This is a genomic window from Paraconexibacter sp. AEG42_29, assembly GCF_040581415.1.
Classification (GTDB): Bacteria; Actinomycetota; Thermoleophilia; order Solirubrobacterales; family Solirubrobacteraceae; genus Paraconexibacter.
The window spans coordinates 4,222,028-4,247,531 of record NZ_CP114014.1; the positions used below are offsets into that span (position 1 = coordinate 4,222,028).

Sequence of the window (25,504 nt, forward strand, 5' to 3'; positions counted from 1 at the left end):
CCGGCGGGCAGGTGATCAGGCGGTGGTGCCCGGCGCCGAACGGCGCGCGAGCTCGGCATCGGCGCGGGCCTTCCGCGCCTTCGGGACGGCCTTGCTGATCGTGATGCGGTTGCGCGCCACGAGGCCGTACCCGCCGCGGACGAGCCACGGGAGCAGCTTCGCGATCAGGCCGAACGGCGCGGCCCCGGGCAGGACCCCGCTGACGACGCTGACGGCGTCCCCACCGGAGCGGATCGACCCGTCCGGCGCGACGACGTGCGCGGTCTTCAGACGATCGGCCGGAGCGATCGGGGCCAGGAGCTCCTGACCGCGAGGCGACTGGATGGCGACGGGCTCAAGGCCGCGCCGCCCCCTGTTGTCCCACGCGAGGATCTGCACGACGGTCCAGCGGCAGAAGCCGCAGTCCGCGTCGTACAGAAGCTGATGCGTCAGAGACCCACCGGATGCGAGACGCCGTAGCCCTTGGTGGGCCGACTGCTCTTGTGCCAGCGGCTGCCGTCTTCCTTCGCACCCGAGGTGTCGAAGCGCAGGCCGGCGACGACCATGTAGACGTGGCCGGCGTTGCCGTAGATCGTGACCCACTGGCCCGGGCCCTTCTCGCCCCAGGACGGGAAGTCGCCGGACACGAGCGGGGCGTCGAGCAGGTCGGCGCCGTGGAGGGCGTAGCTGACGCTGCCGGAGCAGTCGTAGCCCTTGTCCTCCCACTTGCCGTGCCCGCCGCCGTAGATGTACGGCGTCTTCGCGATCTTGTTGCCCGCGGCGATGATCTGCTTCACGGCATCCGGGGCGGACGCCGGGGCGATGGCCAGGCCGTCGGGGCCGACGGTCGCGCGGTCACCGGGACCGAGCTTCAGCGGCTGGGCCGCTGCGGTCGCGTCCGAACCGGCGGACGCCTGGCCGCGGAGGACCTCGATGTCCGGGGCGTCGACCACGCCGTCCTGCGGAAGCTTGTTGGCCTTCTCGAACTTCTTGACGGCCGTCGTGGTGCCCTTGCCGAACTCGCCGTCCACCGAGACCTTGAAGCCCGCGCGGTTGAGGAAGTCCTGCAGCACCTTGATGTCGTGGCCGCTCATGCCGGGGCGGACCGGGATGCGGTCGCCGAGGCTCTTCGTGCTGCCCGACGTCGTGCTGAAACCGCCGCCGTCGTACTGCGCCTTGCTGCCACCGGCCGCGGAGCGACGCAGGGCGTCGATCGTCTTGGGGCCGACGGTGCCGCTCTTGTCGAGCATCGCGATGCCCTGGAAGCGCTGGACGGCCTTCTTGGTGCCGGCGCCGAACGTGCCGTCGACGGTGGTCTTGATGCCGACCTGGACGAGCAGCTGCTGGAGCTCCTTGACGTCCTTGCCCTTGTCCCCCATCCGCAGCGAGCGGTCGCCGAGCTTGTTCGCCGCGAGGGCGGGAGCGGCGGGGAGCAGCGCCGGCCCGGCGAAGGAGCCGAGGACGAGCGCGCAGATCAGGTGCGTAAGACGACGACGTGAGGCGGGTTGCGACTTGGTGACGCGGGTACGGCGATAACGACGATGCAGCACGGGGATGAGACCTCGCTCTTTCGGGTGCCTACGGGGTTAGCTGACGGACTCGGGCTGAAAGAGCTGCCCTACGCCACGGTGAAGTGACGATTCGCCCCATGGCCGCACCTGGAAGAGCATGCGACCGACTGGTTCCCCCGATCTCACGCAGGCGGGCTGCGATCGACTCGGCTTGTGCAATGACGACGCGCGGAAGGCTACAGAAGACCGCGCGGATATGCCACGAGGTTTCCCGAAGTCGCCTGCAAGCCCCGTTTCAAGGCTTGCGCGCAGGTGTGCCTAGTCCGCAGGAGTTCCCCGGCCGGCGTCGACAGCGGCGATGACGGCGTCCGCGACGGCCAGCGCGACCCGCGCGCGACGCTCCAGCGACGACGCCAGGACGTACTCCCCGGGCGCGTGCGCGAGGCCGCCGAGCGGCCCCAGGCCGTCGACGCAGAGCGGCACGACGGCGGCGAAGTGGCTGGCGTCGCTCGCACCGCCGCGGCTGCCCGCGGTGATCGGCGATCCCAGCCGGGCCCCGGCGTCCGCGAGGATCGGCGCCATCGACTCCCGGTGGTCCATCCCGGGCCAGTGACGCAGGTTCTGCGCAGTGAGGGTGGCGCCGCCGACCTCGGCCGGGACCGCGGCCAGCACCGCCGCGAACGCGCTCAGCCGGTCGGCCCGGACGTCGCAGATCAGCTCCCCGGCCGCCGGGACCACGTTGAACGCCCCGCCGCAGTGCATCACCGTCGGGACGGCGGTCACCCGGTCGGGGCCGTGGGGGTCGTGGCACGCGGCGATCGCCTGGGCCGTCGCGGCGAGCGCCAGCAGCGCGTTGCGCCCGTCGTCCGGGCTCGTGCCCGAGTGGGCGGACCGACCCGCAGCGGTCACGCGGATCGTCCCCGCGGCCTTGCGGCGCACGACGACCCCGTCGTCGCCGGCGGCGTCCAGCTCCCCCGCCTCGAAGCACAGGCAGGCGTCGTAGCCCGCGAAGCGCGGCCCGTGGGCGAACTCGCCGAGCCGCCACTCCTCGTCGGTCACCAGCAGCAGCGTGGCCTCGGCGATGTCGTCCGGGCGGGCGGCCAGCGCGTGGAGGACGCCGAGCGCGAGGACGTCACCGCCCTTCATGTCGACGCTGCCGGACCCGACGAGGCGGTCGGGGTCGCCGGGGTCCGCGGCGAGCGGCGCGTGCTCGTCGTGGGCGATCACCGTGTCGACGTGGCCCACGAGGACGATACGCGCGCGGCCGGTCCCGGAGATCCGCGCGATCAGGTCGCGGGCGTGGTGGGGCGTGGAGCAGGCGGGCCGTTCGATCACGGCGCCGTCCGGCAGGCGGTCGACGACAAGGTCGATCACACGGTCGGCGGCAGCGCTGTCCCCCGACGGCGAGGAGACGGCGACGAGCGCCGCGAGGTCCTGTCGGGCGGAGGCGGCGATCCGGGCGGCGTGCAGGTTGAGCCAGTCATCCATGTTCTTCGTAAAGTAGGGGCATGGGTTCAGTGAACGTCGGCGACCAGGCTCCGGACTTCTCCTTGGAGGGGACCAGCGGCACCTTCAGGCTCTCCGAGCACCGGGGTGAGCGCATCGTCCTCCTCTTCTACCCGGGCGACGACACGACGGTCTGCACCAAGCAGTTCTGCTCCTACCGCGACCACGAGGCCGACATGTCCTCGCTGAACGCGAAGGTCGTGGGCATCTCGACGGGGACGGTGGCGTCGAAGGAGGCGTTCGTCGCCAAGCACGGCCTGAAGACGGAGCTGCTGGCCGACGAGGACGGCGCTGTCGCGGCGCAGTTCGGCATCTTCGCCAAGCGCCTGAAGATGGCCAAGCGGACCGTGTTCATCATCGACGAGCAGGGCAAGGTCGCGCACAAGCACGGCAATCCGCTGTCGCTGACCTACGACGACGTGGACGACCTGAAGAAGGCGCTGGACGCCCTGCCCGCCGCCGCCTGAGCGCGGGCACGCGGGATCGGCCTACGGTGCGGCGGGGTCCTCCGCCGGCCGGTGCCAGACTGTCTGCTGAGGGAACGGGATCTCGATCCCGGCCTTGTCGAACGCCGCCTTGATGCGCTCGCGCAGGAGCCGGCTGATGCGCCACTGCTCGGCCGGCGTGGTCTTGACGACGAGGCGCAGCGTCACGCCACTGGCCCCCAGCGCCTCCACGCCCCACAGGTCGGGCTGCTCGAGCACGGAGTCCTTCTCCTTCCAGACCTGGTCCGCGGCGGCCTGGATGACCTCCTTGGCGTGCTCGATGTCGGTGTCGTAGGAGACCTCGACGTCCAGCAGCGACCGCGACCACAGTTGGCTCTTGTTGCCGACCTTCGCGATCTGGCCGTTCGGGACGTGCCAGACGGTGCCGTCGACGGCCCGCAGACGCGTGGTCCGCAGCGACACCTGCTCGACCGTGCCGGCCGCGTCGACGTCGATCTCGATGATGTCGCCGACGCCGAACTGGTCCTCGACCAGGATGAAGATCCCGCTCAGGAAGTCCTTGACGAGCGACTGCGCGCCGAAGCCGACGGCGAGGCCGATGATGCCGGCGCCGGCCAGGAGCGGCCGGAGGTCGATGCCGACGGCACCGAGGACCATGAAGCCGGCGATCAGGCCGATGACGAACGACACGATCGAGCGCAGGACACCGGAGAGCGCGTCCATCCGCTGCTCGCTGCGGAGGTTGTTCTCCCCGGTCGAGGCCAGGACGCTCGCCATCGGGCGACTGCGCGCGGCGGGGGCGCCGTCCTCGTCGACGCCGCGGCGACGGCGGTGGATCCGGCCAGGGAGCTGCAGCGCACCGGGCTGCAGGCGCGCGAGCAGCGTCCGGACCCCTCGGCGGGCGAGGCGGTTCGCGATGAACGCGATGAGCAGGATCCCGAGGATGCGCAGGGGCGTCCCGATGATCGTGTCGCCGAGCGTGGCCAGCGTCCGGTTGTCGGTCGCGTTCAGCAGCGTCCGGCACCAGAAACGGGGATCGTCACCGCAGACGGAGTCCATCCGGCGGACGGAGACGTCGGCCAGCGACACGGACGGGGACAGGACAGCGGACAAACCCATTCCGTAGGTCGTTGCCGATCGCGCCAGGTCGAAAACCCCGGATCACGTCAGCATGAGACGTGTAACCCACCTGGGCGGCGGATCGTCCGGTCAGGGCAGGGTGATGCTCCGCGAAGCGGTTCCATGGCGCCCCGCGGTCGTCGTGTACCGGACAGCGACCCGGTAGCGGACCCGTCGCAGCTTCCCTGCCAGCCGCACGCGGACCAGGCGCGCGGCCCCGGCGCGGACCCGGCTGCGGATGACGAGCGTGCCCACGCGACGACCGAACGGATCGATGACGCGGACGTCGGCCGCCCGCAGCGCCACGCCGTCGGCGCGCAGCCGGACTTGCAACGCCCGCTTCCCGCGCGCAGCCCGCACCACACCAGGGACCGTGACCGTCACGCGACCCTCGGCGGCCCGGACCGACGCCGCGGGCGGCGGCGGGGCCTGAAGGCCCGGCTGGACGACCGGCAGCGTGACGTCGGCGCGCGTGACGGTGAACGTGCCGCTGGCCGTCTGCGCGCGGAACAGCGAGCTGGCGGGCATCAGCTGCAGCGCGTAGCGCGCCCCCGGCCGCACGTGCAGCGCCACCGTCTCCAGGTCGCGGCTGATGGTGCGCGGCGCACCGTCGAGCACGACGGGCAGCGGGGTCACCTGGCCGCCGACCACCGTGCCCGAGTCGAGGTCCACGAGCTGGGCGAAGACGGGGACCGATGGGCCGCCACGCGCTGCCCCCTGGTAGGCCAGCGTCAGCTGCGGCGGGCCGACCACGTCGAGCTCCTCCGTCGGCGGCGGCAGCGGGACGCTGAGCGCGAGGGGTGACGGCGCCGACGTGACGAAGTTCCCCGGGCCGACCCCGGGGGTGATCGCGAGCGTCCCGGCCCCGCGGGCGGCCCACGTGGCCGGGGCGGGGGCCGGCGGGTAGTCGGGCGCGCTGTGCCAGACGCCGTCCTGGGACACCCACTCGAAACCGGGGCCGGTTTCCGCGAGCGGGTCGCGCTGCAGGTACCGCGCGAACCAGGCGAGGACTGCGCGTTCGATGCGGTGGGGTTCGGAGCCGGGGTTGCTGAGGCACGCGCCGTGGCCACCGCAGTGCCAGAGCATCTTCACCGGGACCCCGTTGCGGCGGAGGATCGCGTGGTTCGCGATCGCCTGGCGCAACGTCAGCAGGGTGTCCGGGGTGCCTTGGGTGAGGAAGGTCGGTGCGGTGATCCGGCCGACCAGGGTGCTGACGTCCCGCGCGTGCAGCAGCGCGATCGACGGCGGCGTGAGCGCGTCGGTCATCACCCCTTCGGTGAGCGCACGGGTCACCGCGGGGTCGAGGGAGCCCGACTCCAGGCCCGTCTTGGCGATCAGCCCGGGGACGAGCGACTGCGAGACGCCGAGGCCGAGCAGGATCCGCCCCCACCCGGCCTTGAAGGCGCCGTCGGGGGTGAGGCCCTCGCGTAGCGAGTTCCACGCCAGGTCCGGCACGATGGCGTCGATGCGCTGGTCCTGGCCGGCGGCGATCAGCTGGATGCCGCCGGCGTAGCTGGACCCCACCATCCCCACGCGTGGGTCGCCGGGCCCGTCCAGGACCGCGTCGGGCTGCTGCGCGACGGCGTCGATGAGCGCGCTGACGTCCCGCCCCTCGGAGGCCGGGTCGTCGAGCCTGGCCTCACCGCCGGACGCACCGAATCCGCGGGCGTCCCACGTCAGGATGTTGTAGCCGGCCAGGCGCAGCGGGCGCAGGCCGATCGAGCCGGCCGGGCTCGACGCCGAGTCCGGATCCAGCGCGCGATGCCCACCCCACCCGTGGCCGACGAGGACGGTCGGAGCGCGCTCGCCGGACGGCAGGCTCGCGGCGGGGTAGTAGGTCGCCAGGAGCTTCGTGCCGTCGAAGCTCCGCACGACGATCTCGCGCGCATGCGCGGGCGACGCACCGAGCAGCGTCAGCGTGGCGACGAGCAGCCCGAAGCGAACGCCCCGATGGCGTCGTGCCCCACGCGCATCCGTGCGTGTTCCCCCGAACATCCGCGCGGACTTATACCAGAATCAGGTCTGTTCCGCGACAAACCAGGCATACCTGCATCGCCTCCGGGATGACTGCCCTAGCTCAGCACCCCAGCCGACGAGGTGGCGCCGGGGCGCGAGCCGAGGGAGCGCCGGAGTTCTCGGCGCCGCAACGACGACGGGCGGAAGGCGGTCATGCCCCGAAGCGCCATGGCCGCGAACGAGAGCCTCTGCTACGGCGGTGCCGCGTCGGCGGAAAGCGAAGGGGCATGACCGCCCCCGCCCGGTGGCCCTACTCAGCCAAGAACAGCGGCAAGCCGAGCGTCGAGCGCCCCAGCGATCGCCTCGCGAACCGCGCCCTCTTCGAATCGCTCCACCAGCGCCTGCAGGAACCCCTCGATGACCAGCCGCTGCGCGGTCCCGGTCGGCAGTCCGCGGGACTGCAGGTAGAACAGCTGCTCCGCGTCGATCTTGGCGATCGCCGCCGCGTGCGTGCAGCGGACGTCGTCGGCCAGGATCTCGAGCCCGGGGATCGCGTCGGCGTGGGCCTTGCCGCCGAGCAGCAGGTTGCGCGACTCCTGGAAGGCGTCGGTCTGCTGCGCCTCCTTGTCGACCTGGATCATCCCGCGCCAGACGGTGCGCGAGCGGCCGTCCAGGATCCCGCGGAACGCGAGGTCGCTCGTGGTGGAAGGCGCTGCGTGCTCCTGAAGGGTGTCGAAGTCCAGGTGCTGGCGGGCGTGCGTCGCGTAGGCGCCGGTGACGCCCGCGTGTGCGCCGCGGCCGTCGAGCTTCGTCTCGAGGAAGACCTTGCCGAGCTTCGCGCCGAAGCCGAGCGTGATCCAGTCCAGGTGGCCGTCGGCGGCGACGATCGCGCGCTGCGTGCCGAGGACGTAGGACTTCTCGTTGAGGTTCTGGGTGCCGACGTAGCGCAGGCGGGCGTTCTTCCCGACGGACAGCTCGACGACGGTGTTGACGAGGCCCTCGACCTCGTCGTCCGCGGACAGGAGCTCGTCCCAGACCTCGGCCTGGGCGCCCTCCTCGAGGACGATGAGCGTGCGCGTGTTCAGGGAGGTGCCGGCCTGCTCGTGGACGGCGGACAGGTGGATCGGCGCCTCGACCTGGATGTTGCGCGGGACGTAGACGAATGCGCCGTCGGTCCACTGCGCGTCGTTGCGGGCGACCAGCGGCGAGTCCTTGACGACCGAGCCGAGGTGCCGGGCGATCAGGTCCGGGTGGCGCTCGCGGGCGAGCGCGAGCGACAGCACGAGCGGGCCCTCGGAGGTCGCGGCCGGCTCCTTGTCCCCGGCGGCGACGGTGACCGTCCCCTCCGCGGGGAACAGCGCCCGCGACGCGGCCAGCTCGGCGCTGCCGCCGGCCGCGGGGGCGAACGCGTCGACGTCGAGCTTGCCGAGGGGGGTGAACTCCCAGCCCGGCGCGCCCTTGTAGGACGGGAGGGCGGGGAAGTCCAGGGTGGAGCCGGCGACCGACATCAGCCGATCGACCCTTCCATCTGCAGCTCGATCAGGCGGTTCATCTCCACGGCGTACTCCATGGGGAGCTCCTTGACGATCGGCTCGATGAAGCCGTTGACGATGAGCTTGCCGGCCTCCTCCTCGGAGATGCCGTGCGACATCAGGTAGAAGAGCTGCTCGTCGCCGACCTTGGAGACGGTCGCCTCGTGGCCGACGTCGACGTCGTCCTCGCCGATGCGGATCGTCGGGTACGTGTCCGACCGGCTGGTCTCGTCGAGCAGCAGGGCGTCGCAGACGACCTTGGACTTGGAGCCGTGGGCGCCCTTCGCGACCTCGAGCAGGCCGCGGTAGGAGCTGCGGCCGCCGTCCTTGGAGATCGACTTGGCGAAGATGTTCGACGTCGTGTTCGGCGCGGCGTGCACGATCTTGGCGCCTGCGTCCTGGTGCTGGCCGGCGCCCGCGAAGGCGATCGACAGGACCTCGCCGTGGGCGCGCTCGCCGGTCAGGTAGACCGCCGGGTACTTCATGGTCAGCTTGGAGCCGAGGTTGCAGTCGACCCACTCGACGGTCGCGTCGCGCTCGGCGACCGCCCGCTTGGTGACGAGGTTGTAGACGTTCTGCGACCAGTTCTGGACCGTCGTGTAGCGGATGCGGGCACCCGGCTTGGCGATCAGCTCGACCACCGCGGAGTGCAGCGAGTCACCGCTGTACGTGGGGGCCGTGCAGCCCTCGACGTAGTGCACGTAGGAGCCCTCGTCGGCGATGATGATCGTCCGCTCGAACTGGCCCATGTTCTCCGTGTTGATGCGGAAGTAGGCCTGCAGCGGCATCTCGACGTGGACGCCCGGCGGGACGTAGACGAACGAGCCACCGGACCACACGGCGCTGTTGAGCGCGGCGAGCTTGTTGTCGTTCGGCGGGATGATCGTCGCGAAGTACTCCTTCACGAGCTCCGGGTGCTCACGCAGCGCGGTGTCCATGTCGGTGAAGATCACGCCCTGCTTCTCGAGCGCCTCGTTCACCTGGTGGTAGACGACCTCGGACTCGTACTGGGCGCCGACGCCGGACAGGAACTTGCGCTCCGCCTCCGGGATGCCGAGACGGTCGAAGGTCTTCTTGACGTCCTCAGGGACGTCGTCCCAGGAGCGCTCGGAGCGCTCGGAGGCGCGGACGAAGTAGTGGATGTCGTCGTAGTCGACGTCCGCGAGCATGGGGCTGCCCCACGTCGGCTGGGGACGGTCGAGGAAGTACTGGAGCGCCTTCAGGCGGAAGTCGCGCATCCACTGCGGCTCGTTCTTCATCTCGGAGATCGTGCGGACGACCTCCTCGTTGATGCCCTTCGGCGCCTTGTACAGGTAGCCGTCTTCGCCGTCGTGAAAGCCGTAGCGCTCGGTGTAGTCGCTACCGAGGCCGCGCAGGGCGGCTTCGTCGGCCGTCAGCTCCTTGGCGGAGGCGGACTTCGTGTCGATCTCGATCTCGGGCGTGGCCATCAGATGGTCTCCAACTGGTTTTCCTGCGGCAGAACGTAAATCCGATTGCTTCGGTAGGACATAGTACCGACCGGGTCCCCGCTTCCCCTTCGACGGGCGGTCCAGGCGTCACCGGACCACGTGCGGGACGTGGGTGCGCTGACGGGCGGGTCGTCAGTCGACGTCGACGCGGACCATGCCGTCCGCGACGGTCACCGGGAACGTCTCGACGGGCTGGTAGGCGGGCAGCGTGGTCGGCTTGCCGGTCTGCAGGTCGAACAGCGACCCGTGCCGAGGACATTCGATCGTGCACGCCGCCGCATCGACCGGGCCGTCGCCGAGCGGGCCGTCGTCGTGCGAGCAGCGATCCTCGATCGCGTAGAGCGTCCCGCCGACGTTCAGGACCGCGATGTCGAAGTCCTCGTGCTCGAACGTGCGGCGGCTGCCCGGGGGCAGGTCGGCGAGCGGGCAGATGTCGATCAGGGGGCTCATCGCGGGAGGCGGCGCATGGTATCCGGCCGGGCTGAGGGCATGCCCGGGCCGTACCTGATGCAATAAGTCCCGACATGGCTGACGACGAGACGACCACGCCCCCCGCCGACCAGGCCCCGGCTCCCGAGCCCGCGCCCGCGGCGGAGGCCTCCGCGCCCGTCGATCCGGCACCGGCGGCCGAGGCTCCCGCCGCCGAGGCGGCGCCCGCGAGCGAGGCACCGGCGGCCGACGCGGCCTCTGCGCCGGAGCCGGCAGCAGCCCCGGCGGCCGAGTCCGCTCCGGACGCGGCCGCGCCGTCGTCCGGCGACACCGCACCCGCAGCCGAAGGTGCACCGTCCGGCGACGCGGCACCGGCCGCCGAGGGCGCACCGGCCGAGGGTGGCCCCGCCGGCGACAAGCCCAAGCGTCGCCGCTCGCGCGGTGGCGGCGGCAGCAAGGTCGCCAAGGCCTGGGGCGTGAAGGCCGCGAACGTCGACGGTGTCCCGACCACCGACCTCACGCCGACCGGCGAGGGTGTCCCGGCCGGCGGCGGCGGTCAGCAGCGCGGCGGCCAGCGCGGCGGTGGCGGCGGCAAGTCGAACCGCGGCGGAGGCAAGCCGGGCCGCGGCCAGGGCGGCTCCCGTCCCCCGCGCGAGAAGGGCCCGCTGCCCTTCGACGACCTGCGCGAGGCCGCCCGGACGATCGTCGAGATCCACGGCAAGCGCGTGGCCCTGCGTGACGCGTTCGGCGAGCTCGCCCAGAAGGAGCGCGACCAGATCTCCGAGATCGTCGCGGCCGACGGCGACTTCCGCGTCCGCGCCCGCGCGATCTCCGCCGGCTCGCTCAGCGCCGGCAAGATCGGCAAGGCACTCGCCGCCCAGCAGATCGCGATCGCCGACGTGCAGGACCTGTGGGCGCTCACGCTGTCCAAGGAGGACGCGGCCGAGCGCCAGTCCTGGGTCCGCAACGCCAAGCGGCGGGACGACGAGCGCGCGAAGAAGCAGGCCGAGCGCCGCAACAGCGCCGACCGCATCTCCAAGGAGGACATGGCGAAGGCCCGCGACGGCCACGTCGGCGCGAAGGTCCGCATGGACCCGGCCATCCTCGCGGCGTTCGGCGGCGGTGACGCCGCGGCGGCCCCCACCGAGGCCGAGGCCGCAGAGGCCAAGAAGGACAAGAAGAAGAAGCAGCCGCAGAAGTCCAGCGTGCTGGACCGCCTCGGCTACTGAGGCTTCGCACGCGGCGTGCGGCCCAAAGCTCCTCATGGGAGCTCTGGGCCGCAGGCCGCCGCCGACGTCGTGTGAGGTCAGGCGCGGGCGACGACGACCGTCCGGTCGACCTCGTCCGTGATCCGCCAGCCCGGCAGTGCTTCCGGGCCGCGGAACAGCGTGTCCGCGACGGCCGTCGGGCCTGGGAGCCCTCGGCCGCCCGGCCGGCCGAGGCGCGCGTCGTGGATGAGGACGACACCGTCCGCCGACACCTTGTCGTGGAACCCGTCCCAGTCCCGGCGACAGCCGGCCTCGGAGTGGTCGCCGTCGATGAACAGCAGGTCGATGGGCTCGAGCCACGTCGACGCGAGGTCCTGGCTGAGCGCGACGTGCCAGTGGACGTTCACGGTGCCTGACGTGCGCCGGCGGGCGGCACGGGCGACGACGCGCCTGGTCGCCTGCTCCAGCGCGCCCCAGCCCGCGGGCAGTGCGTCGGGGTGCTCGCCGAACGGGTCGACCAGGTGCAGGTCGGTCCCCGGGTCGACCCACCCTGCCAGCAGCGCGGCGGAGCCGCCCTCGTAGACGCCCAGCTCGACGACCCGGCGGCGACCGCGGGCCAGGCGCTGCAGCAGCGCCGCCTCGTCCTCGGAGTGCATGGCCCGCGGCGGGATGAGCCCTGAGCCGACCGCGAGCGCACGCAGCCGCACGTTGTGTTTCAGGCCGGCCGGGGTGGCACGGCGCAGGGCATGCGGGAGCTGCACCGGGGCGAGGCTACCGAGCCGCCCTCGATTGCGGCCGCCGGCGGCCCTTCGCCGCCGATCGAGGACAACGGCGCTGGTGAATGACGATCCACCAGGCTCCCACCCGTGCGACCCGCCAGTCACCCACCCCACTCGTGGTGAATGTCGGTCCACCAGGCCCGGAGCCGTGCGATCCACCACTGCCCCCCCCCCCGTGAAGTACGGCCACGCGAGAGCAGGCCAGAACGTGCGTGCGCAGTGCCGACAGGCCGCCTGCAACGTGCCTCCCGCCGCGGGGAAGCGGCGCTGGTAGCGTCGCCGGCCGGCCTGCGGGGGCCGCACGACCATGGTCCCCTCCGCTCCCTCCCCCCGCCGCTCCCGCGCTGCCCAACGCGCCGCGATGGCCGTCGCGATCGCCGCGCTCGTGCTGGCCGCCGCGCCGTCCGGCCGGACCGGCGACGCCGCCTCCGCGGCCGACGTGCAGCAGCAGATCGAGTCCTCGTCCGCGAAGGACCGCCGCCTGCGGCAGAGCATCGCGGCGAACCAGGAGCACGCCCAGGGCTTCGCCGGGCGGATCGGCGACCTGCGGCAGCGGCTCGACGGCCTGCAGACCGTGCTCACCGGGGAGCGGCACGAGCTCGCCTCGCTCCAGCGTGAGCTCCGCGGCACGCGCGCCCGCCTCGTCGTGCTCAGGCAGAGCTACGTGCGGGACCGCCGTGTCCTGGCCCGGCAGCTCGTCAGCCAGTACGAGGCGCCCAGGCCGGACCTCGTGAGCGTCGTGCTCCAGGCGCACGGCTTCGCCGAGCTGCTCGAGACCGCCGACCGCTTCAAGGCCGTCGCCGACCACAACGCGATGGTCGCCGGGCGGGTCCGCACCGCCCGCCGGCTCGTCGGGCGCCAGGCCACGCGGCTGACCGACCTCGAGGCCCGTCAGGCGCGGACCACAGGTGCGCTGTCGGCCCAGCGCGACCAGGTGGCCCAGCTGAAGCTCGCGGTCGTAGAGCGGCAGCTGGTCTACCTCCGCGCGCAGCACCGGCAGCGCGCCCAGCTGACCGGCCTGCGGGCGCGGCGCGGCCGGCTCCGGCGGCAACTCGCGAAGCTGCAGGCCACCCAGGGAGCGGCGATTCCCGGCTCCGGCGCGGCGGGCACCGGGCCTGGCCTGCCCACCGGCGGTGCACCCGCCTGGTCCCCCCACGCCGGCGCCTACGGGTTCTTCCAGGCGGCCGGGACCAACTACAGCGTCGGGGACACGCCGCGCATCGCCGCGCGCCTGGACTACATGGGCAAGGCGCTCCACCTGCACCTGATCGGACTGTCCGGATACCGCACGCCGCAGCACTCCGTCGAGGTCGGAGGCTTCGCGAACGACCCGCACACGAAGGGACAGGCGTCGGACACACCTGGCCTGGAGGGCGTTCCCGAGGCGACGCTGAACGCCTACGGCCTGACCCGGCCGTTCGGCGGCGTGGCGGAGCTGGACCACGTCCAGCTCGTCGGATCGATCTGAGCCGGGCGCTCAGCGGTGCGAGCGACGCCGGTCCTGCGCGAGCAGCGACGGCCGGCCGCCCCGGGAGGACAGCGGACGCGGAACCCGCCGCGCGGCTGCGGCCTCTGCACGGCTGCGCGCTGCGGCGGCCGCGTTGGCCACCGCGAGTGCCTCGCGCTCCGCCTCGGCAGCTGCTTCCGCCTCGGCGGCGTCGCGCGCATCGCGGTAGGCCCGCGACCCGCGGATCGTGCGGTCCAGGACGAACAGGAACGCCATGACCCACACGACCTGCAGCGCGACGAGGAACACATCGGCCCCGTCCTCCGACAGCCGCGTGAGCAGCCACACCTCGAGGATCGGCAGCGCGTAGGCCACCGCACCGAACCACCCGAGGCGCGTCGTCAGCATCGCGGACGGACTCTATTCGACGGCGGAAGCGAGGGCCGCGTCAGACCGCGTCGACGCTGCCGGCCGGGCGGACGGCGTCGGGGACGCCGGCCTCCCAGTCCACGCCCGCGCCGCCCAGACCGGCCGACTTGAGCACCTTCAGGGACAGCAGCGCGCACTTCATCCGCGTCGCCGAGATCTCGATCCCGAGCAGGTCCAGGACGAACGACTTCTCGAGCGACAGCAGGTCGTCGACCTTCATCCCGATGACCTCATCGGAGGCCATCGAGGCGGACGCCTGCGAGATGGCGCAGCCGTGGCCGTCGAACCGGATGTCCTCGATGACGCCGCCCTCGCCGACGCGGAGCATGACCTTCAGCTCGTCGCCGCACAGCGGGTTGTTGTCCTCGGCCTCGAGGTCGGGATCCTCCATCGGGCCCCAGTGGTGGGGCCGCTTGTAGTGCTGGAGGATCTCCTCGCGGTACATGTCGTCCATAGTCCGCCTCACTGTAGCCCGGCGGGGTCCTCAGCCCGGCGCCCGGTGCAGTCCGACGCCGGCGATGACGAGCGCCACCCCGGTCAGCTCGGCCACCGTCGGCAGCTGTGCCAGGACGACGATGCCGATCACCGTAGCGACCGCCGGCAGCAGGGCGACCAGCAGGGCGTAGGTCGCGCGGGCGAGCCGGGCCAGGGCGAGCTGGTCGCAGACGTACGGGATCACGGACGACGACACGCCGACGCCGAGCCCAGCGAGCAGCGCGACGGGGTCCCCCAGCGTCGGCAGCGCGGCCACCGCGCCGATCGGCGTGATGACGACGGCGGCCACCAGCATCGCGGCCGCGAGGCCGTCGATCCCGCTCACCGCGTCGCGCTTGGCGACGCGATCGGCCAGGACGATGTACGTGGCGAACAGCGCGGCGTTGGCGAACGCGAACGCCAGGCCGACCGGCGCGCTCGCGAACTGCACACCGGTGAGGAGGTACACGCCGGCGACAGCGCACCCGAGCGCGGCGGCGTTGCGTCCCGTGCGCGCGCCGAGCGCGGCCAGCACGATCACCGGCAGGAACTCGACAGCGGCCACGGTCCCGAGGGGGAGCCGGTCGATCGCGGTGTAGAAACAGGCGTTCATCAGCGCGAGGACGGCTCCCCAGGCGAGCAGCAGCCGGCGCCCCGCGTCGTCCTGCGCGCGGTAGGCACGCCACGGCCGCCGCCAGGCCGCGAAGATCAGCGCCGCCGCGACGATGCGCAGCCAGGCCACGCCGAGCACGTCGACCCGCGCGAACAGCAGGACCGCGAACGCCGGTCCCAGATAGTGGAAGAAGGCGCTGACGACGAACCAGACGTGCGGGGGAACGGTCACGGCGGGCGCGGCGGCCGGTGGGTCGAGTGCGTTCACGTCGACACATGGTCGAGCACCGACGCGGCCCCGGACAGCCATGATCGACGGCATCTCGGCCCGCTGGCCATAAGATCGACGGCCCATGGTGACGATCACCGACGACGGTCTGCTGGACGCGACGAACCTCCGCGTGCTTGCCGAGCTCCAGGACGACGCGCGGGTCTCGATGGCCGAGCTCGGCCGGCGCGTCGGGCTGTCGTCCCCCGCCGTCGCCGAACGGGTCCGCCGCCTCGAGTCCGCCGGTGTCATCACCGGCTACCGCGCACAGGTGGACCCGCGCCGGATCGGATACGGGTTCGGCGTCCACGTGCGGATCCGGCCGTCGCCGCGCCTGCTGGCGGACGTCGCGCAGCTGGCCCGCGACACGCCCGAGGTCGTGGAGTGCCACCGCGTCACCGGCGACGACTGCTACGTGATGACGGCGTACGTCCGGGACGTCGAGCACCTGGAGCGACTGATCGACGCGTTCGCCGCGTTCGGGCAGACGACGAGCGCGATCATGCAGTCCTCCCCCGTCCCGCGGCGCGGGATCGACGTGGACGCGGTCGGGTAGTCAGTCCCCGAAGAGCTCGATCACGCGGCCGAGGCCGGCGATCATCTGGTCGACGTCGGCGGTGCTGTTGTGGACGCCGAACGAGGCGCGCGTGCTCGCGGCGATGCCGAGCCGCTTCATCAGCGGCTGGGCGCAGTGGTGACCGGCCCGGACGCAGACCCCGCGCCGGCCGAGGATCTCGGCGATGTCGTGCGGGTGCGCGCAGTCCAGGTGGAAGGACACGAGCCCGCCCCGGGCCGCCGCGTCGAGCGGGCCATGGATCGTCAGGCCCGGCACGTCGGCCAGCTGCGTCAGCGCGTACGCCGTCACGTCGAGCTCGTGGGCACGCACCGCGTCCAGGCCCCCGAGGCCCTCCAGGAACGTGAGCGCCGCGCCCATCCCGATCGCCTCGGCGATGGGCCCCGTCCCGGCCTCGAACTTCCCGGGCAGCTCGGCCCAGGTCGACTTCTCGATGGTGACCGTGCTGATCATGTGGCCGCCGCCGATGAACGGCGGCATCGCCTCCAGCAGCTCGCGGCGGCCGTGCAGGATCCCGATCCCGGTCGGCCCGTACGCCTTGTGCGCGGTCCAGACGTAGAAGTCCGCGTCGATGGCCGCGGCGTCGACGGCCATCTGCGGGACGGCCTGCGTCCCGTCCACCAGCACCACGGCGCCGGCGGAGTGGGCCCGGGCGACGATGTCCTGCACCGGGTTGATCGTCCCAAGGACGTTCGACACGTGCGCGACGGCGACGAGCTTCACGTCGCCGACCGCGAGCTCGGCGTCGAGCGCATCGAGGTCCAGCAGGCCGTCGTCCGTGACCGGGACGGCCGCCATCGTCGCACCGGTCATCTCGCACGCGAGCTGCCAGGGGACGATGTTGGAGTGGTGCTCCATGACGGTGACCAGGACGCGGTCGCCGGGCCTCAGGTTGGTGCGCGCCCAGGTGTAGGCGACGAGGTTCGTGGCCTCCGACGCGTTGCGCGTGAAGATCGTCTCGTCCACGCCCCAGCCCACGAGCGCCGCAGCCTGACCGCGGGCGTTCTCGTAGAGCTCGGTCGCCTCCTCGGCGAGCGGGTAGACGCCGCGGTGCACCGAGGCCCGGTGCGCGCGGTAGTAGTCGTCCATCGCCGCCAGCACGGGCAGCGGGGTCTGCGAGGTCGCCGCGCTGTCCAGGTAGACGAGGCCGTCCCGCTCCAGCGTGGGGAAGGCGCCGGAGACGTCGAACCCGGAGGCGGCGACGGTCATGACGCGGCCGTGGCAGCGACCTGCGCCTCGACCCAGCCGTAGCCCTCGGACTCGAGGCGCTCGACCAGCTCCGGACCGCCCTCGTGGACGATGCGGCCCTGGTACATGATCGACACGCGCTCGGGCTTCACCATGTGCAGGATCCGCTGGTAGTGCGTGATGATCAGGACGCCGGTGCCGGCGGACTTCGCGACGGTGTTGATGCCTTCGGCGATGGTGTTCAGCGCGTCGATGTCGAGGCCGGAGTCGGTCTCGTCGAGCACCGCCATCGTCGGGCGCTGGAGCGCGAGCTGGAGCGTCTCCAGGCGCTTCTTCTCGCCACCGGAGAAGCCGTCGTTGAGGTAGCGCGAGGACCAGTTCTTCGGGACCTTGGTCAGTGCCATGGCCTCCTCGACGGTCTTGCGGAACTCCTTGAGGGAGATCTCGGGCTCGCCCTTGGCGACGCGGTGCGCGTTCATGACCGTGCGCAGGTACTTGGCGATCGTGACGCCGGGGATGGCGACCGGGTACTGGAACGCCATGAACAGGCCGAGCTGCGCGCGCTCGTCCGGCGACGCCTCGGTGATGTCCTCGCCGCCGTAGATGATCTGGCCCTCGGTCACCTCGAGCGACGGGTGGCCCATGATCGCGTTCGCGAGCGTGGACTTGCCGGAGCCGTTCGGGCCCATGAGCGCGTGGATCTCACCGGGCTTGACGGTGAGATCCAGCCCGCGCAGGATCTGCTTGTCGTCGGCCTGGACGTGGAGGTTGCGGATCTCGAGCTGGGACATCGGTGTCAGGTGTCGCTTTCGGGTGTTCGGGGTCGGTCTTGCGGGAAGTGTGTGGGGCGGTGGCTCAGCCGGCCGCGATCGTCAGCGGCGCGCCCGTGTGGGCCGCGCCGCGGACCGGTGCGGTCTCGCGGGTCGCGAACGCCACGAGCTCGGCGAGCGTGGTCTGCGAGAGCTTCTCCATGACGCCGCCCTGAACCCGCATCCAGAGCAGCTTCGTGGCGCAGCCGTGGCCGCTGTCGCTTTCGTGGGAGCACAGCACACGCGGGCTGTCGGTGTCGTCCACGAAGCACGTCATGGGGGCGACGGCGCCCTCCAGCGCGACGATGACCTCGTCCATCGAGATCGTCGCCGGATCGCGCTTAAGGCGGTAGCCGCCGTGCGCGCCCCGCGTGGACTCGACGAGGTCGGCCTTCTTCAGCAGCGCGACGATGCGCTCGAGGTACGCGAGCGGCAGCCCCTCGGCGGCAGCGATCGCCTTGAGGGAGAGGACGGCACCGGCACCGGCGGCTTCGCCCTGCTCGGCGCCGTGGCGGCCGAGCTCGACGAGGAGCCGCACGCCGTACTCCGCCTTCGTCGTGAAGATCATCGTCTTCAATCCTACCAGCGAGGTCGGAGATGGCCGGGGCGGCCGCAGTGGCTCAGGTGAGGGTCAGGTCGACGCCCCCGGCCACGCGCAGGCGCTCGCGCAGGACCGGGATCGCGATGTCCAGCGTGCCGAGGGGCAGGCTGATCGCCGCGCCGCCGGAGGTGCGGGCGTTGCGCCGCATCCGGCGCGTCAGCCAGGGCCGGTCCGGGTCCGTGTCCCGCCCTGCGGGCTCGTCCAGCCGGATCACGAGCGTGCGCACCCGGCGCTGCTGCACCCCTACGTTCACCCCTGCGATCGCCGGCCAGGGGATCGGGCCCTGCCCCATCACGGTCAGCCCGGCGGGGTCGACGACCAGCGGGTGGGGCGTCCGCGCCACCGTCCCCAGCTGGACGGCGACGACCGCCGCGAAGAGCAGCGCGATCGGGATGCCGATGAGCGCTGCACCGGCGACGGCCATGCCGGCTCCCGCCGCGACGAAGAGCAGCAGCAAGAGGGTGTTCAGCGCGACCCGGCTGCGCCGCCAGCCGACGGCCGTCCGCGGCCCGGGGAACGACAGCGTGCCGTCGGCCCCCGCCGGTGGCGGCGCCTCCTGCTCGACATGGGTGCGGAGCGCGTCGCGGCGCCGGGCCGTCCGGCGGACCGCCCGCCGCTTCACGCGGGCGGCGGCCTCCGGATAGATGCCGAGCGCCGCACCGAGCGCGATCAGGTCGCCGTCGCCGCCCGGCCCGTCGTACCCGGTCGCGGCCAGGAGCTCCGCCAGGACGCCCATCCACCCCATGACCACCAGCGTCGGCACGAGCTCCATGAGCATGCTGTCCTCGGCCTCCGCGTCGACCATCTCCCGCTCGAGCCGGGCCTCGAGCTCCGCGGTGCCGCGCGCGGCCAGGTCCCGGCGGGCGGCATCGTCGAGTGCCGGGTCGGCCAGCGCGTCCTCGAGCCGGCTCAGCCCGTCGTAGAAGCCTTCGTCGCGCTCGCTCGCCCGGGGCCGCAGGCGTCGCCGGACGAGGTAGTACGGCAGCACCGCGGCGGCGACGGCGACGACCGCCCCGAGCCATGCGGACGCCGACAGTTCGGCGATCCCGACGCCGGCGCCGATCGCGAGGACGGCCAGGACGGGCACGAGGATCAGCGGCAGCGTGCGCGCTGCCGTCTCCTCGTCCGCCGAGTCCATGGACAGAGCATGCCGGGTCGATCGGCCGGTGCTCTGAGCTCCGGCCGGGGGGTATACCCCCGAATGGGTCGACAGCCGGGACGTGCGGGGTGACCATGAACCCGTGTCGATCTCCGTCCCGCCCGCCCCCGCCGCGCAGCCCGCGCCCGACCCGGCGGCACCGACGGCACTCCGGGACGACGTGCAGCCGACCGCGAACGAGACGCTCGACCGCACGCTGACCGGGCTGATCACGGCGATCCCCGTCGTCGCCCTGTTCGTCGCCGGCTGGCAGATGTGGGGCGGCGCGCTGAAGTGGCACGACCTCGTGGTGTTCGCGATCATGTACGCCTTCACGTCGCTCGGGATCACGGTCGGCTTCCACCGGATGCTGACCCATCGCTCCTTCCAGACAGGCCCGCGCCTGCGGGGCTTCATCGCGATCTGCGGCTCGGCAGCGATCGAGGGCCCGGTCATCTCCTGGGTCGCCGATCACCGCAAGCACCACGCGTTCTCCGATCGGGAGGGCGACCCGCACTCCCCGCACGTCGACCACGGCCACGGGCTGAAGGGCGCGCTCGGCGGCCTCTTCCACGCCCACGTCGGCTGGATCTTCAAGCATGACCAGCGCGCGCTGAAGACCCGCTACGCGAAGGACCTGATCGACGACCCGGTCATCAACTTCGTGAGCCGCTACTTCCTGCTGTGGGTCGCGCTCGGCCTGCTCATCCCGTTCCTGCTGGGCTGGGCGATCGGCGGCTCCCTGACGGCCGGCCTGACCGGGCTGCTTTGGGGCGGCGCGATCCGCATGCTCGTCCTGCACCACGTCACCTACGCGATCAACTCGCTGTGCCACTTCTTCGGCCGGCGCGACTACGACAGCGGGGACCAGTCGCGCAACCTGGCGTGGCTCGCGCCGTTCAGCATGGGCGAGTCGTGGCACAACAACCACCACGCGTTCCCGACCTCGGCCGCCCACGGGCTGAAGTGGTGGCAGGTGGACGTGAGCGCCCTGGTGATCCGCGGCCTGGAGCGTCTTGGCCTGGTCTGGGACGTCGTCCGCATCACGCCGGAGCGCCAGGCCGCGAAAGCGCGCTAGCCGGAGCGTGGTCGCGGGACGGGACCACCCGCGCCGGTGCACGCCGGACGAGCGCTGGAGCACCCGGTCCCTGACGATCGCCGCCTGACGGGTCCGGTCACCGGCGCAGCAGGCGGATCGTGCGCTGGTAGCCGTCGCCGGCAACCGTGAAGCGGACGGTCAGTCGGGTCGCCCCCGGACCCACGCGCAGCCGGACCGGACGACCCGTGCGCAGCGTGCGCCCGCCGATGCGCAGCGTCGCGGCGACCCGGCGCCCCTTGGCGCCACCACGGGTCAGGCGCGGCACGAAGGCCACGAACCCGCCGCGCACGCGGGCGGCCGCGGGCTGCAGCGTCAGGCGCGGGGCACGGATCGGCCGCACGGCCGGCCCCGGCACCGCGGCGGGGGGCGCAGCCTGCGGCGCGAGCCGGCCGCCCGGCACCTCCACGACCTTCCCGTCGAAGCCGACGGCGAACAGGCGGCCGGCCGAGAAGCCCCGGGCGCCCTGCCCGTACGCGACCGCGCTCGTGCTGACCAGCCCGCGGCCCAGCGCGCAGCCCGTGCCGTCGGTGTCGATCCGCCAGACCTCGCCGGTCAGGTTCGCGGCGACGACCAGGCGGTCGGCCGGGTCGATCGCCATGCCGTCCAGCCCGGCGGCCAGGTCGGCGGGCGCACGGAAGTAGGTGGAGACGCGGCGCGGGTCGGCCAGGTCGATCCGGGAGATCTGAGCCGGCACGAACGTCTGGTTCACGAACAGGGACCGCTGCGCCCGGTCGATCGCCAGGCCGTTGCCGGAGATCACGCTCGCCCAGTCGCGCCGGAGTCCGCCGTCGGGCGCGATCCGGTCGAGCGAGGTGCCCAGGTCGGTGGACGCGTAGAGCGTGCCGTCGGCTGCGCGGACGAGGCCGTTCGCCATCCGCAGCCCGGTGGCGAAGACCGTTGCCTGCCCGCTGTCGACGTCCACGCGCAGCAGCGACGCGGCCGGCGCCAGGTTCCCGGTCAGCCCGCCCGCGAGCGAGTCGCCCTGCCCGACGAACAGGTGGCGGCCGTCGGCGTCGAACGCCAGGCCACCGGGGGCCTCGATCCCGGCGCGGACCACGACCGGCGCTGCGCCCGGCTCGTCCAGGCGCATGAGCGCCTTCGCGGTGGTGTCGGTGTAGAAGAGCCGCCCGCCCCCGTCCACGATCACCGACTCGAGCGAGCCCTGACCGGCCAGGACCGGGACGACCGCCGGCAGCGGCGTCGCGCAGTCCGGTACGGCGGACGCGGACGGGGCGGCGACCAGCGCGCCGACGAGTCCGGCCAGGACGCCGGCGAGGGCCACACCCCGCCGGCGCGGCCGATGCGTCAGGACCGGCACGGACAGCCGGCTCACTTCAGGCGCAGGGTCAGCGTCGTGCGCCCGGCGCGCCGGCGCTCCACGTTGCCGGCCGCGTCAGCGCCGCGTACCGCCAGGCGGTACGTCCCGCGGGGCAGCGGCAGCCGCCGGGCGAACGTCCAGGTGGACGTGCCGCGGGCGCCGAGGTACGCGTTGTGCGAGCAGGCGCGGCGTTTGGAGAACGTGCCGCTCGGCTGCAGGAAGCGGCAGAGGCGACCGTCGACGCGGGCGACGGCCACCGCGATCCGGACCAGGGCGCCGGGAACCTCGTCGCAGCCGCTGTCCCGCGCCGTCCCGCGGACGGTCAGGCTCCGCCGGCTGATCGTCGTCCGTGCGCGCGTGATGCGCGACACGGGGGCGGCGACGTCCCGGCAGGGCTGCGCCGTGGGCGCGGTGGCCGCCGCACCCGAGGCGCCGACCGGCGTCCCCGACGAGCCCGCGGCCTTCAGCGACGAGACCCCCGACAGCGACGCCGGCGTGCCCGGCGCGGCCACGGCGTCGACGCGGCGGATGGCGGCCAGGGACGAGTAGGGCACCTTCTCGCCGTCCGGGCCGAACCCGGGGCAGCCCGCGGGCCGGACGTCCTCGCACAGCACCCGCTTGCCGGCGTCCGTGCGGATGTCAACGCGCGAGCGGTAGTAGCGCGAGAAGACGTTGCCGTCCTTGTCGGGGTCGATCTCCGCGCTCGGCGCGTCGCTGCGCCAGCGGTCGGTCAGCAGCCGCGCGTCCGCCGTCGGGTCGCCGCCCTTCACGTACTTGTCGAGCCACGCGGTCGTGTACCAGCTCGTCAGGTCCTCGCCCCGGAGCGAGGCGCCGAAGACCGGGTTCGGGATGAAGGCGAACTCGAAGTGGGTGCCGCCGCGGATGACGAGCTCCGCCGTGTCGACCCCGGCCGCCGACAGCGTCTTGGAGCCCTTCGACTTCGCGAGCGGCTCGGGCTCCTGCGTGTTCGGCGTCGGCAGCAGCCCGTAGTCGCCGCTGAGCCCGAGCGCCGGCTTGGTGAACGCGGGCGCCGGTCGCGCGCTCGAGCCGCTCTTGCAGGTGAACGGAGCCGCGGCGGGCGCCCCGAGGTTGTCGTAGGCGACGATCGCCTTCACACGTGGGTCGATCTGCCCGATGTACGACACCCCGCCGGCGCCGAGCGAGTGGCCGACCAGGCCGATCCGCGAGCGGTCGAGGATCTCGGCCATCGGGTTGTAGGCCGAGTTCAGGCCGGCCGCGACGCGTCGCGCCTGCTTCGCGCCGTGGTCTGTCCCCGACGAGCACGACCTGCGCGGCACGAACGGCGCCGCCCGGGTGGACGTGAAGAAGTCGAGCGCGTCCTCGGTGCCGTCGTAGAACGGCTGGCCGGTCTGGGACGGCACGCCGTCGAGCAGGTCGGGCCCGGCGCCGATCGTGTCCGAGTAGCCCTGGCCCTGCGGATCCCACGTCATCACGACGTAGCCCGCCTTGGCGAGCGTCTGGGCCGCGAACCAGTAGAGCTCCTCCGGCGCCTGGACGGAGCCGTTGGTGATCACGACGCCGGGACGCTTCGCGGGCCCGGCCACGGTCGCCCAGAGGTGCCCGGAGAGGGTCGCCCCGTTGCGGGCGGTGAAGAGGATCGGGGTGACGCGGCCGTAGTTCTTCGTGGCGAAGTCGTAGAGGCGCGCGTCCCCGGTGCAGGCGTCCAGGTGCTGGAAGCAGGCCTGACCCACGAAGGTGCGGCCCGTCGGCGGCCCGTCGTTCGCCAGGATCTGGGCGACCTGGAGCTCGTTGTCGACCCCGATCGCGCGCAGCCGCAGCTGGTAGTCGGGCAGCAGCGTCAGCCGCGCGGCCCGCTCGGTCGTCTTCGAGTAGTTGCGCGCCTCGTAGCCCGCGTCGAAGGCGGCACCGGCCGGCGCGGCGGCCCCGAGCAGGCCTCCGAGCACGATCAGCGCAGCACAGGTCTTCCTCCGTGAAGCTCCCCCCATGGCGGCGACGCTACCAGCCCGGGCCGGGCGGTCGCGCGGCTTTCCGGACCGTGCCGCCGCACTCCGCGTGCTCCGGGCGCCACCGCCGCCCGGTCGTGCGATACCGTTCGGCCCGCAATGTCTCTCGCCCTGACGCTCGCCCTCACCGCCACGCGCTCGACGCTCGGCCTGGTCATCGTGTTCTTCGTGGTCTTCCCGGCGCTGGCGCACGTCCTGATCGGCGTGGCCGTGGCGCAGGTCCTCGGCGAGAAGGAAGCGAACGAGAACTACCGCCAGGGCCTCACCGAGGACTAGGCGTCCCGGCGCGCCCGCCATCGCGGCGCGCCCCTGCAGGACCAGCAGCCGACCAGGGTTCCCCGGCCGGCCAGCATCGCGGACCGGCGACGTCAGGCGGACGCCACCGGCTCGCCCGACGCCATCTGCGCGCGGGCCGCGTCAAGGTCCCCGTGGCCGCCGACCGACAGGCACGCCACGACCCGCTTGGACGCGTCGAGGTAGGTGACCGAGTAGGCCCCGTCCTCGACCGAGCCGTCGACGACCTCCGAGTCCCAGTCGGCCGCGGGGCCGACGTACTCGAGCGACAGCCAGTCGGCGAGGTCGCTGAAGAAGTAGGGGACCTCGGTGTGCGGGTCGGTGGAGCCGAGGATCGCCCGGGCGACCGTCGCGCCCTGCGCCGCCGCGTGCTCCTCGTGCTCGACGCGCAGCGTCCGGCCGTGGACCGTGGACTCGTACTCGCACATGTCCCCGGCGGCGTAGATCCCGTCGAAGCCGGTCACCGCGAGGCCGGGGCCGCAGGAGACGCCGCCCAGGTCGCCGATCGGCAGGCCGCTCTTGCGGGCCAGCATGACGTCGGGCTGGGCGCCGACGCCGACGACCACCAGGTCGGCCGGGACGACCTCGCCGCCGGCGAGCTGGACGCCCTCGACCGCCTCGCCTTCACCCACGAACGCCTCCACGTCGACGCCCCCGCGGACGGTGACGCCGTTCGCCTCGAGGACCGAGCGGATCTGCTGCGCGGCCGTCGTCCCGAAGTGCCGGTCGAACGGGTGCTCCTCCATCATCAGGACCGTGCACGACTTGCCCATCGCGGTCAGCGACGCGGCGGTCTCGCAGCCGATGTAGGAGCCGCCGACCATCACCACGTTGGTGGCCTTCTCGGCGTCGGCCCGCAGCGCGTCGGCGTTGCCCGGGGCGCGGAGGTAGTGGAGCCCGTCGAGGTTCGCGCCGTCGAGCGGCAGGCGGCGGACCATCGCGCCGGTCGCCACGACCGCATGCGTGAAGCTGACCTCGTCCTTGGTCGAGAGCTTCGCGACCTTCGCCGCGCCGTCGAGGGACATGACCGACGTCCGCGTGAGGACCTCGACGTCGTCCGGCAGCGCGATGTAGCCGTCCTCCTTGGACTCCTTGCCCTGCAGGAAGCCCTTGGTGACCGGCGGCCGGTGGTAGGGCGGATCGAGCTCGCGGCCGACCAGCAGGATCGACCCGTCGAACCCGTTCTCGCGCAACGTGATTGCAACGTTCGCGGAGGCGACGCCGCCTCCGATGAGCAGGACATCAACTGTGCGTTCGGCCATTTCGACATCGTGTCAGAGCGTTGGACGGTGTGCCTTCCCACGCAGACGCGCCGGATCTCGACCGAAGTTGCC

General features: G+C 72.7%; 25 protein-coding genes and 1 riboswitch. Of the genes, 6 read left to right on the top strand and 19 right to left on the bottom strand.

What is annotated here, in order from left to right; translation table 11 throughout:
* Positions 1-15: 15 nt before the first annotated feature.
* The 3 genes from DSM112329_RS20460 to DSM112329_RS20470 form a co-directional block, all read right to left on the bottom strand.
* Positions 16-489, bottom strand: coding sequence for a DUF393 domain-containing protein (locus tag DSM112329_RS20460; RefSeq protein ID WP_354702508.1), 474 nt, complete (start codon positions 487-489; stop codon positions 16-18).
* Positions 429-1,529, bottom strand: a complete 1,101-nt coding sequence (locus DSM112329_RS20465) for a peptidoglycan-binding protein (RefSeq protein ID WP_354698409.1) — start codon at positions 1,527-1,529, stop codon at positions 429-431. Before DSM112329_RS20465 ends, DSM112329_RS20460 begins: the two co-directional genes overlap by 61 nt.
* 10 nt (positions 1,530-1,539) lie before the next feature.
* Positions 1,540-1,712: riboswitch (cyclic di-AMP (ydaO/yuaA leader) on the bottom strand.
* A gap of 96 nt (positions 1,713-1,808) precedes the next feature.
* Entirely contained in the window at positions 1,809-2,978 is a 1,170-nt protein-coding gene (locus DSM112329_RS20470) for a M20/M25/M40 family metallo-hydrolase (protein WP_354698410.1), read from the bottom strand.
* Between the two features lie 20 nt (positions 2,979-2,998).
* On the opposite strand from DSM112329_RS20470, the gene DSM112329_RS20475 reads away from it, so the two are divergent.
* The gene (locus DSM112329_RS20475; protein ID WP_354698411.1) at positions 2,999-3,463 is read left to right on the top strand and encodes a peroxiredoxin; all 465 of its coding nucleotides are present in this window, start codon (positions 2,999-3,001) and stop codon (positions 3,461-3,463) included.
* 21 nt (positions 3,464-3,484) lie between these two features.
* Here the strand turns inward: DSM112329_RS20475 and DSM112329_RS20480 are convergent, their stop codons facing one another.
* The 5 genes from DSM112329_RS20480 to DSM112329_RS20500 form a co-directional block, all read right to left on the bottom strand.
* The gene (locus tag DSM112329_RS20480; protein ID WP_354698412.1) at positions 3,485-4,555 is read right to left on the bottom strand and encodes a mechanosensitive ion channel family protein; all 1,071 of its coding nucleotides are present in this window, start codon (positions 4,553-4,555) and stop codon (positions 3,485-3,487) included.
* Positions 4,556-4,651: 96 nt separating this feature from the next.
* The gene (locus tag DSM112329_RS20485) at positions 4,652-6,556 is read right to left on the bottom strand and encodes a CocE/NonD family hydrolase (RefSeq protein WP_354698413.1); all 1,905 of its coding nucleotides are present in this window, start codon (positions 6,554-6,556) and stop codon (positions 4,652-4,654) included.
* Positions 6,557-6,831: 275 nt separating this feature from the next.
* Positions 6,832-8,025, bottom strand: a complete 1,194-nt coding sequence (gene sufD / locus DSM112329_RS20490; protein WP_354698414.1) for a Fe-S cluster assembly protein SufD — start codon at positions 8,023-8,025, stop codon at positions 6,832-6,834.
* The gene (gene sufB, locus DSM112329_RS20495) at positions 8,025-9,497 is read right to left on the bottom strand and encodes a Fe-S cluster assembly protein SufB (protein ID WP_354698415.1); all 1,473 of its coding nucleotides are present in this window, start codon (positions 9,495-9,497) and stop codon (positions 8,025-8,027) included. Before sufB ends, sufD begins: the two co-directional genes overlap by 1 nt.
* A 153-nt stretch (positions 9,498-9,650) precedes the next feature.
* Complete coding sequence (locus tag DSM112329_RS20500; protein ID WP_354698416.1) at positions 9,651-9,968, bottom strand: non-heme iron oxygenase ferredoxin subunit; 318 nt, start codon at positions 9,966-9,968, stop codon at positions 9,651-9,653.
* Positions 9,969-10,042: 74 nt separating this feature from the next.
* Here DSM112329_RS20500 and DSM112329_RS20505 point away from each other — a divergent pair, with 74 nt between their 5' ends.
* Complete coding sequence (locus DSM112329_RS20505; RefSeq protein WP_354698417.1) at positions 10,043-11,176, top strand: hypothetical protein; 1,134 nt, start codon at positions 10,043-10,045, stop codon at positions 11,174-11,176.
* Between the two features lie 77 nt (positions 11,177-11,253).
* Here the strand turns inward: DSM112329_RS20505 and DSM112329_RS20510 are convergent, their stop codons facing one another.
* Complete coding sequence (locus tag DSM112329_RS20510; protein ID WP_354698418.1) at positions 11,254-11,916, bottom strand: class I SAM-dependent methyltransferase; 663 nt, start codon at positions 11,914-11,916, stop codon at positions 11,254-11,256.
* Positions 11,917-12,295: 379 nt separating this feature from the next.
* Between DSM112329_RS20510 and DSM112329_RS20515 the strand changes: the two genes are divergently transcribed.
* Complete coding sequence (locus DSM112329_RS20515) at positions 12,296-13,402, top strand: hypothetical protein (protein WP_354698419.1); 1,107 nt, start codon at positions 12,296-12,298, stop codon at positions 13,400-13,402.
* Between the two features lie 9 nt (positions 13,403-13,411).
* Here DSM112329_RS20515 and DSM112329_RS20520 read toward each other — a convergent pair whose 3' ends face one another.
* The 3 genes from DSM112329_RS20520 to DSM112329_RS20530 are packed head-to-tail and all read right to left on the bottom strand — an operon-like array spanning position 13,412 to position 15,164.
* Positions 13,412-13,789 carry a hypothetical protein gene (locus DSM112329_RS20520; RefSeq protein ID WP_354698420.1) on the bottom strand — a complete coding sequence of 126 codons (378 nt, stop codon included), beginning with the start codon at positions 13,787-13,789 and terminating at the stop codon, positions 13,412-13,414.
* A gap of 40 nt (positions 13,790-13,829) precedes the next feature.
* Positions 13,830-14,264 (bottom strand): iron-sulfur cluster assembly scaffold protein, encoded by a 435-nt coding sequence (locus DSM112329_RS20525; RefSeq protein WP_354698421.1) that lies wholly within the window; start codon positions 14,262-14,264, stop codon positions 13,830-13,832.
* A gap of 30 nt (positions 14,265-14,294) precedes the next feature.
* Positions 14,295-15,164 carry an EamA family transporter gene (locus tag DSM112329_RS20530; protein WP_354698422.1) on the bottom strand — a complete coding sequence of 290 codons (870 nt, stop codon included), beginning with the start codon at positions 15,162-15,164 and terminating at the stop codon, positions 14,295-14,297.
* Between the two features lie 85 nt (positions 15,165-15,249).
* Here DSM112329_RS20530 and DSM112329_RS20535 point away from each other — a divergent pair, with 85 nt between their 5' ends.
* Positions 15,250-15,720, top strand: coding sequence for an Lrp/AsnC family transcriptional regulator (locus tag DSM112329_RS20535; RefSeq protein ID WP_354698423.1), 471 nt, complete (start codon positions 15,250-15,252; stop codon positions 15,718-15,720).
* Here DSM112329_RS20535 and DSM112329_RS20540 read toward each other — a convergent pair whose 3' ends face one another.
* The 4 genes from DSM112329_RS20540 to DSM112329_RS20555 all read right to left on the bottom strand — a co-directional run bounded on the left by DSM112329_RS20540 (position 15,721) and on the right by DSM112329_RS20555 (position 19,474).
* Positions 15,721-16,947, bottom strand: a complete 1,227-nt coding sequence (locus DSM112329_RS20540; RefSeq protein WP_354698424.1) for a SufS family cysteine desulfurase — start codon at positions 16,945-16,947, stop codon at positions 15,721-15,723.
* Complete coding sequence (gene sufC, locus DSM112329_RS20545) at positions 16,944-17,717, bottom strand: Fe-S cluster assembly ATPase SufC (protein ID WP_354698425.1); 774 nt, start codon at positions 17,715-17,717, stop codon at positions 16,944-16,946. Before sufC ends, DSM112329_RS20540 begins: the two co-directional genes overlap by 4 nt.
* A gap of 64 nt (positions 17,718-17,781) precedes the next feature.
* On the bottom strand, positions 17,782-18,303 hold the full coding sequence (locus DSM112329_RS20550) for an Rrf2 family transcriptional regulator (protein WP_354698426.1): 522 nt from the start codon (positions 18,301-18,303) through the stop codon (positions 17,782-17,784).
* Between the two features lie 52 nt (positions 18,304-18,355).
* Entirely contained in the window at positions 18,356-19,474 is a 1,119-nt protein-coding gene (locus tag DSM112329_RS20555) for a hypothetical protein (RefSeq protein ID WP_354698427.1), read from the bottom strand.
* Positions 19,475-19,577: 103 nt separating this feature from the next.
* On the opposite strand from DSM112329_RS20555, the gene DSM112329_RS20560 reads away from it, so the two are divergent.
* Positions 19,578-20,552, top strand: a complete 975-nt coding sequence (locus DSM112329_RS20560) for a fatty acid desaturase (protein ID WP_354698428.1) — start codon at positions 19,578-19,580, stop codon at positions 20,550-20,552.
* A 97-nt stretch (positions 20,553-20,649) separates the two neighbouring features.
* Here the strand turns inward: DSM112329_RS20560 and DSM112329_RS20565 are convergent, their stop codons facing one another.
* Both DSM112329_RS20565 and DSM112329_RS20570 read right to left on the bottom strand, forming a co-directional pair.
* The gene (locus DSM112329_RS20565; protein ID WP_354698429.1) at positions 20,650-21,906 is read right to left on the bottom strand and encodes an SMP-30/gluconolactonase/LRE family protein; all 1,257 of its coding nucleotides are present in this window, start codon (positions 21,904-21,906) and stop codon (positions 20,650-20,652) included.
* Complete coding sequence (locus tag DSM112329_RS20570) at positions 21,903-23,858, bottom strand: hypothetical protein (RefSeq protein ID WP_354698430.1); 1,956 nt, start codon at positions 23,856-23,858, stop codon at positions 21,903-21,905. The genes DSM112329_RS20565 and DSM112329_RS20570 overlap by 4 nt, the downstream gene beginning before the upstream one ends.
* A 117-nt stretch (positions 23,859-23,975) precedes the next feature.
* Between DSM112329_RS20570 and DSM112329_RS20575 the strand changes: the two genes are divergently transcribed.
* On the top strand, positions 23,976-24,152 hold the full coding sequence (locus tag DSM112329_RS20575) for a hypothetical protein (RefSeq protein ID WP_354698431.1): 177 nt from the start codon (positions 23,976-23,978) through the stop codon (positions 24,150-24,152).
* A gap of 92 nt (positions 24,153-24,244) precedes the next feature.
* On the opposite strand, the gene DSM112329_RS20580 is transcribed toward DSM112329_RS20575, so the two are convergent.
* Complete coding sequence (locus DSM112329_RS20580) at positions 24,245-25,432, bottom strand: FAD-dependent oxidoreductase (RefSeq protein WP_354698432.1); 1,188 nt, start codon at positions 25,430-25,432, stop codon at positions 24,245-24,247.
* Positions 25,433-25,504: the final 72 nt, after the last annotated feature.